Origin of the sequence: Streptomyces sp. NPDC127098 (genome assembly GCF_042722465.1) — a bacterium.
In the GTDB taxonomy this organism is placed as follows: domain Bacteria; phylum Actinomycetota; class Actinomycetes; order Streptomycetales; family Streptomycetaceae; genus Streptomyces; species Streptomyces millisiae.
The window spans coordinates 1-6,823 of sequence record NZ_JBHXFJ010000130.1; the positions used below are offsets into that span (position 1 = coordinate 1).

At 75.0% G+C, this 6,823-nt stretch carries 6 protein-coding genes; 5 read left to right on the forward strand and 1 reads right to left on the reverse strand.

All coding sequences use genetic code 11. The annotated features are described in order from the left end of the window. Positions 1–248 precede the first annotated feature (248 nt). A complete protein-coding gene (locus ACFWI8_RS35940) occupies positions 249–926 on the forward strand; it encodes a GntR family transcriptional regulator (RefSeq protein ID WP_387100380.1) in 678 nt (225 codons plus the stop codon). Positions 927–1,044: 118 nt separating this feature from the next. Here ACFWI8_RS35940 and ACFWI8_RS35945 read toward each other — a convergent pair whose 3' ends face one another. Beyond that, a complete protein-coding gene (locus ACFWI8_RS35945) occupies positions 1,045–1,344 on the reverse strand; it encodes an HPr family phosphocarrier protein (protein ID WP_311600743.1) in 300 nt (99 codons plus the stop codon). Positions 1,345–1,431: 87 nt separating this feature from the next. Between ACFWI8_RS35945 and ACFWI8_RS35950 the strand changes: the two genes are divergently transcribed. From ACFWI8_RS35950 to ACFWI8_RS35965, 4 genes are all read left to right on the forward strand, one after another. Continuing rightward, entirely contained in the window at positions 1,432–4,143 is a 2,712-nt protein-coding gene (locus ACFWI8_RS35950; RefSeq protein WP_387100382.1) for a GNAT family N-acetyltransferase, read from the forward strand. An 87-nt stretch (positions 4,144–4,230) separates the two neighbouring features. Next, the gene (locus ACFWI8_RS35955) at positions 4,231–4,818 is read left to right on the forward strand and encodes a DUF5998 family protein (protein ID WP_387100384.1); all 588 of its coding nucleotides are present in this window, start codon (positions 4,231–4,233) and stop codon (positions 4,816–4,818) included. Next, the gene (locus tag ACFWI8_RS35960; RefSeq protein ID WP_387100386.1) at positions 4,815–6,038 is read left to right on the forward strand and encodes an alkaline phosphatase family protein; all 1,224 of its coding nucleotides are present in this window, start codon (positions 4,815–4,817) and stop codon (positions 6,036–6,038) included. The genes ACFWI8_RS35955 and ACFWI8_RS35960 overlap by 4 nt, the downstream gene beginning before the upstream one ends. A 34-nt stretch (positions 6,039–6,072) precedes the next feature. Then, on the forward strand, positions 6,073–6,699 hold the full coding sequence (locus ACFWI8_RS35965) for a thymidine kinase (protein ID WP_387100388.1): 627 nt from the start codon (positions 6,073–6,075) through the stop codon (positions 6,697–6,699). Positions 6,700–6,823: the final 124 nt, after the last annotated feature.

Sequence of the window (6,823 nt, forward strand, 5' to 3'; positions counted from 1 at the left end):
CAAACACACACCAAAATTCTCCGGCCGCGTCCTTTTTTTATAATACACCGGCTGCGGGGGGGGCGGTCGGGGGGCGCCCCCGTGACCCCCGGGTCACGGGGCCGCCGGCGTTACGGGTAAACGTCCGAAAGGCGCCGGGTTTTCCAGAGGCGCTATCGGCATTCCCGGGTTTTTGCCATACAGTTCGGTGGAGTGACCCGGTAGAAATGCAACAGGGCTGACGCCGGCTATGTCTGTGGGGGTTTGTCATGCGTATCTCCGCGCACACGGTATGCACGGCGATCCGTGACGACATTGTGAGCGGCGTCCTCCCCCCGGGCGCCCGGCTCGCCGAGGAGCAGCTGGCCCAGCGGTACGGGGTGTCCCGGGTGCCGGTCCGCGAGGCGCTGCGCACCCTGGAGTCCGAGGGGTTCGTCACCTCGCGCCGCCACGCGGGCGCCTGCGTGGCCCAGCCGGGGGAGCGCGAGGCGGCCGATCTGCTCGACGTACGGGCGCTGTTGGAGCCGCTCGGCGCGGCGCGCGCCGCGCAGCGGCGCACGGAGGCTCACCTCAAGGTGTTGCGCGGGCTCGTGCGCCTCGGGCGCCAGCGCGCAGGCCAGGGGCAGGAATCCGACCTGCGGTCGCTCGGCGACTGGTTCCACGAGACCGTCGCCCAGGCCACCTGCAGCCCAGGACTGACCACCCTGCTGGTGCAGTTGCGGCGCAAGATCACCTGGCTCTACACGGGCGAGCCCGTCTCCCGCGCCGTGGTGCTGTGGCAGGAGCGCGGCGCCCTCGTGGACGCCATCGCCCGGGGCGACGCGGAGCGGGCGCGGGCCCTCTCGGCCGCGCAGCTCGAGCGGTCGACCCCGGCCCGCAAGCAGACCAGGGTGGGCGCCGTGAGAACCCAGAAACCTGCTGTAAACACGGTGCGCGGCCAGATTTAACAGCTGCCGTATACACATATGCGAAAGGGTTGCGAATTCCGTCGCCGGAATCGCGCCCCCCGATTTCGGTGCCCGGAATTCGGGACCGGCGCCCGGCGCATTTATCGCGGCGCCGGCGTCACACCGTTTCCGGCAGCTCCTCGAGCCCTTCGGAAACCAGTCGCGCGAGCCGGTCGACCGCCGCCTCGGCGGCCGCGGCGCCCTCGGCGTCATCGGCGCTCGACGCGAGCACCACCTCCTCGCCGCCCTCGGCGCCCAGGCTCAGCACCGCGAGCATCGACGCGGCGTTCACCGGGGTGCCGCCCTTCCTGGCGATGGTCATCGGCACGCCCGTGGCCGTAGCGGCCCGGACGAAGATCGAGGCGGGCCGGGCGTGCAGTCCCTCCGCCCAGCCGATGGTGACGCGTCGCTCAACCATGATGGTGCCCTTCGGTTCGAACAGGGTGGAACGGTTGTGCTGTACGCCGGGCCGCCGTCCCGGCAGACCCAACCGTACGCTGATGCCATGCGGACGCCCGCCCAGCCGCCCTACCCCGCCCACTGGGAGGCCGACGTCGTGCTGCGCGACGGCGGCACGGCCCGGCTCCGGCCCATCACCCCGGCGGACGCCGACCGGCTTGTCGCCTTCTACGAGCGGGTCTCCGACGAGTCGAAGTACTACCGTTTCTTCGCCCCCTACCCCCGGCTCTCCGATCGAGACGTGCACCGGTTCACCCACCACGACTACGTGGACCGCGTCGGACTGGCCGCCACCGTGGGCGGCGAGTTCATCGCCGTCGTGCGGTACGACCGGATCGACGAGCACGGCCGCGCCGCCGCCGCGCCCGCCGACCGCGCCGAGGTCGCCTTCCTCGTCCAGGACGCCCACCAGGGCCGCGGCCTCGCCTCCGTCCTGCTCGAACACCTCGCCGCCGTCGCCAGGGAACGCGGCATCCGCCGCTTCGAGGCCGAGCTGCTGCCCGCCAACACCCGGATGGCCAAGGTCTTCACCGACGCCGGCTACTCCCAGCGGCGCAGCTTCGCCGACGGCTCCCTCCACCTCACCCTCGACCTGGAGCCCACCGCCCGCTCCCTGGCCGTCATGCGCGCCCGCGAGCAGCGCGCCGAGGCCCGCTCCGTGCACCGCCTGCTCGCCCCGGCCTCCGTCGCCGTCGTGGGCGTGGGGCGCCGCCCGGGAGGCGCCGGCCGCGCCGTGCTCGCCGGGCTGCTCGCCGGCGGCTTCACCGGCTCCGTCCACGCCGTCAACGCCGCGCTGCCCGAGTCCACGACCGAGCTCGGCGGCGCGCCCGCCCACCGCCGGGTCACCGACATCGACGGCCCCGTCGACCTCGCCGTGCTCGCGGTTCCCGCGTCCCGGGTCGCCGGCGCCGTCGCCGACTGCGCCAGGGCCGGCGTCGCCGGACTCCTGGTGCTCGCCGCGGGACACGACAGGGAACAGCAGCGCGAGCTCGTCCACCTCGCCCGCTCCCACGGCATGCGCATCGTGGGTCCCAACGCCTTCGGCCTGATCAACACCGACCCGGAGGTCCGGCTCAACGCCAGCCCCGCGCCCCGGCTCCCGGCGGCCGGCCGGATCGGCCTCTTCACCCAGTCGGCGGCCATCGGCATCGCCGTCCTCGACGAGCTGGCCCGCCGCGGCGCGGGACTCTCCACCTTCGTCTCCGCCGGCAACCGCGCCGACCTCTCCGGCAACGACCTGCTCCAGTACTGGGACGACGACCCGGCCACCGGCGTCGCCCTGATGTACCTCGAATCGGTCGGCAACCCCCGCAAGTTCACCCGCATCGCCCGGCGCACTGCGGCCGCCGGCACCCCCGTCGTGGTCGTGCGCGGCGGCCGGCACAGCGGCGGCACCCCGCCGCACGGCCACGCCGTCCCTGCCGGACACGCCTCCGAGGCGACCGTCTCCGCGCTGCTCGGCCAGGCCGGCGTGATCGAGGCGGACACCGCGACCGAACTGCTCGACATCGGGCTGCTGCTGGCCCACCAGCCGCTGCCCCAGGGCCCGCGCGTCGCCGTCGTCAGCAACGCCGAGGCCCTCGGCCTCGTCACCCACGACGCCTGCCGCGCCCACCGGCTGCGCCCCCTCGACCCGCAGGGACTCGGCCCGACCGCCCGGCCCGCCGACTTCGGCGCCGCCCTGGCGGCGGCCCTCGCCGACCCGGGCGTCGACGCGGCCGTCGTCGCCGTCGTCCCCACCGTGAGCGAGACCCCCGGCGCCGCCGGCGACCACACCGCCCGGCTGCTCGCCGACCTCGCGCCCGCGCTGGGCACCGCGCTCGCCGACGCCGCCACCGGCAAGCCCGTCGTCGTCGCCCAACTCGCCCTCGACGACCTCGCCACCGCGCTCACCACCCGCGGCATCCCCGTCTACCCCTCGGCCGAGCGCGCCGTCCGCGCCCTCGCCAAGGCCGTCGGGCACGCCGAGTGGCGGGCCTCCGCCGCCCACCCGGGGGAGCAGCCGGCCTTCACCGACATCGACGAGGACGCCGCGGCCGAACACGTCGTCACCGCCCTCGACCCGCACCGCACCGTCACCCTCAACCACGTCGCCACCCACCGGGTGCTCACCGCCTACGGCATCCCGCTGCTGCCCGCCCACCCCGCGCCCGACGCCCGCGCCGCCGTCGCCGCCGCCCGCCGCATCGGCTTCCCCGTCGCCCTCAAGACCACCGCGCCCCGGCTGCGCCACCGCCCCGACCTCGGCGGCGTCCGGCTCGACCTGACCACCGAGGGCGAACTGCGCCGCGCCTACGCCGAGCTCACCCGGCAGCTCGGCGACCCGGCGGAACTGCGGCCCGTCGTCCAGCGGATGGCCCCACGCGGCGTGGACACCGTGGTGCGGGCCACCGTGGACCCCGCCGTCGGCGCCGTGCTCTCGTTCGGCCTCGCCGGTGCCCCGGCCGAACTCCTCGGCGACGTCGCCCACCGGCTGCTCCCCGTCACCGACCGGGACGTGCGCGAGCTGGTGCGCGCCATCAGGGCCGCCCCCATGCTGTTCGGCTGGCGCGGCGCCAGGCCCGTCGACACCGCCGCCCTGGAGGAGACGCTGCTGCGCCTCGGCCGGCTGCTCGACGACCGCCCCGAGATCGCCGCCGTCGAACTCGAGCCGGTGGTCGTCGCTCCGCACGGCGTCACCGTGCTCGGCGCCACGATCCGGGTGGCCTCCCCGCCACCCCGCCTGGACCTGGGGCCGCGCCGGCTGCCCGCGTTCTAGGCGGCCCGGTATCCGCGCGTCAGCCCCCCGAGAACAGACCGGACAACGGCCCCACCACCGTCCGAGGTGACCCGTAGGATGGACCGCATGGCGAAGACCGGTACGACGTCCCAGGGGCTGCGGGAGGCAATCGAGCGCAGCGGCTACTACCCCGCGCTGGTCGCGGAGGCGGTGGAGGCGGCCGTCGGGCGGGAGCCCGTCACCTCCTTCCTCGTCCACCAGGAGACGACCTTCGACAGCAACGAGGTCCGCCGGCACGCCACCGTGCTGGTGCTGACCGGGACCCGGTTCATCGTCAGCCACACCGACGAGCAGTCGGCCGACAGCTCGGCCCCCGCGCCCTACGCCACCACCTCCACCGAGTCCGTGAAGCTGTCCCGGATCTCCTCCGTGGTGCTCAGCCGCGTCGTCTCCGACCCCCAGTCCTACGTGCCGGGCACGCTGCCCCGCGAGGTCGTGCTCACCATCGGCTGGGGCGCCGTCTCCCGGATCGACATGGAGCCGGCCAACTGCGGCGACCCCAACTGCGAGGCGGACCACGGCTACACGGGATCCGCCACCGCCGACGACCTGTCGCTGCGCATCAGCGAGGCCGGGGACGGCCCGGAGACGGTCCGTCAGACGCTGGAGTTCGCCCAGGCCCTCTCCGAGGCGACGGCGGTGTCCGCCAGGTGACCCACCCCCGGTCGGGGCGCTGGGAGACGGAGCCGTCCCCAGCCGGAGATCCGGCGCCGCTCGATCCGCGCCTGGCCCCGGCCCCGGAGTACGGCACGGGATCACTCGCCGACGTGCTGCCAGCCGCCGCGGCCGGGCTCGGCGTCCCCGGGCTCTCCTCACGCCTCCAGCTGCCGCCGGCCGACCGGGTCTGCGTCTTCCTGGTGGACGGCCTCGGCTGGGAGGCGCTGCGGGCCCACCCGGACCGGGCGCCGTTCCTCACCTCGCTGCTGCCGTCCTCCCGCGCCGGCACGGGCCGCCCCATCACGGCCGGCTTCCCCGCCACCACCGCCACCTCCCTCGCCTCCGTCGGCACCGGCCTCGCGCCCGCCGCGCACGGCCTCGCCGGATACAAGGTCCGGGACCCGGCCACCGGCGAGCTGATGAACCAGCTGCGTTGGGACCCGTGGACCGACCCGGCGCTCTGGCAGCCGCACCCGACCATCTTCCAGCGCGCCCAGGCGGTCGGCGTCGCCGCCGCCCAGGTCACCGCGCCACACTTCGAGCACACCCCACTCACCCGGGTCGCGCTCTCCGGCGGCACCTTCCTCGGCCGCCGGGACGCGGGCGAGCGGATGGACCTGGCGGCCGGCCGCCTCGCCGTCGCCGACCGGGCCCTCGTCTACACCTACTACGCCGAACTCGACGGCGTGGGCCACCGGCTCGGCATGACCTCGGCCGCGTGGCTCGCCGAACTCGCCTACGTGGACGGCCTGGCGCAGCGCCTCGCCGAGCAGCTGCCGCCCCGCTCGGCGCTCTACATCACGGCCGACCACGGCATGGTCGACGTGCCCGACACCGCCGAGGCCCGCTTCGACTTCGACGAGGACTGGGAGCTGCGGGCCGGCGTCGCCCGCCTCGGCGGCGAGGGCCGCGCCCGCCACCTCTACGCGGTGCCGGGCGCGGCCGCCGACGTGCACGCCGTCTGGCGCGAGGTGCTCGCCGAGCACGCCTGGGTGGTGACCAGGGACGAGGCCGTCGAGCTCGGCTGGTTCGGGCCCCCGGGCGTGGACCTGGAGCCCAGGGTGCGGGAGCGCGTCGGGGACGTGGTCGTCGCCATGACGGGGAACGCCGCCGTCGTCGCCGGCGAATCCGAGCCCAGGGAGTCCGCGCTCGTCGGCATGCACGGTTCGGTGACGCCGGCCGAGCAGCTGGTGCCGCTCCTCGAAGTCCGCACCTGAAGTCGCCCGAAGCACCAACTTGGAGCAGGAACCCTTGGCCGAACTCGCCTTCTTCTCCGGCACGATGGACTGCGGGAAGTCCACGCTCGCCCTCCAGATCCAGCACAACCGCTCGGCGCGGGGCCTGCGGGGGCTGATATTCACGCGGAACGACCGGGCCGGCGAGGGCCTGCTGTCGTCGAGGCTCGGCCTGGTCACGCAGGCGACCGAGGCCGACGAGAAGTTCGACTTCCACGCCCACCTGGTCGGCTGCCTCGCGGCCGGCGAGCGCGTGGACTACGTGATCGCGGACGAGGCGCAGTTCCTCTCGCCCGAGCAGGTGGACCAGCTCGCCCGGGTCGTCGACGACCTGGGCGTCGACGTTTACGCCTTCGGCATCGCCACGGACTTCCGCACCAAGCTGTTCCCCGGCTCCCAGCGGCTGATCGAGCTGGCCGACCGGGTCGAGGTGCTGCAGGTCGAGGCGCTGTGCTGGTGCGGGGCCCGCGCCACGCACAACGCGCGCACGGAGGGCGGCCGGATGGTGGTGGAGGGCGCGCAGGTGGTCGTCGGCGACGTCGGCGCGGCGGCGACGGCCGAGGTCGGCTACGAGGTGCTCTGCCGGCGGCACCACCGCCACCGCCTCACCGCGGCGGCCGCGACGGCGGCTGCCGCCGACTGACCATTCTGTGAGCGGGCGGTGGCCCGCAGGCCGACCAGGCGGCGCAGCCGCCGAGGTCGGGCCTGCGGCCGTGCCGGCCTGCGGTCGTGCCGGCCTGCGGTCGTGCCGGCCTGCGGTCGTGCCG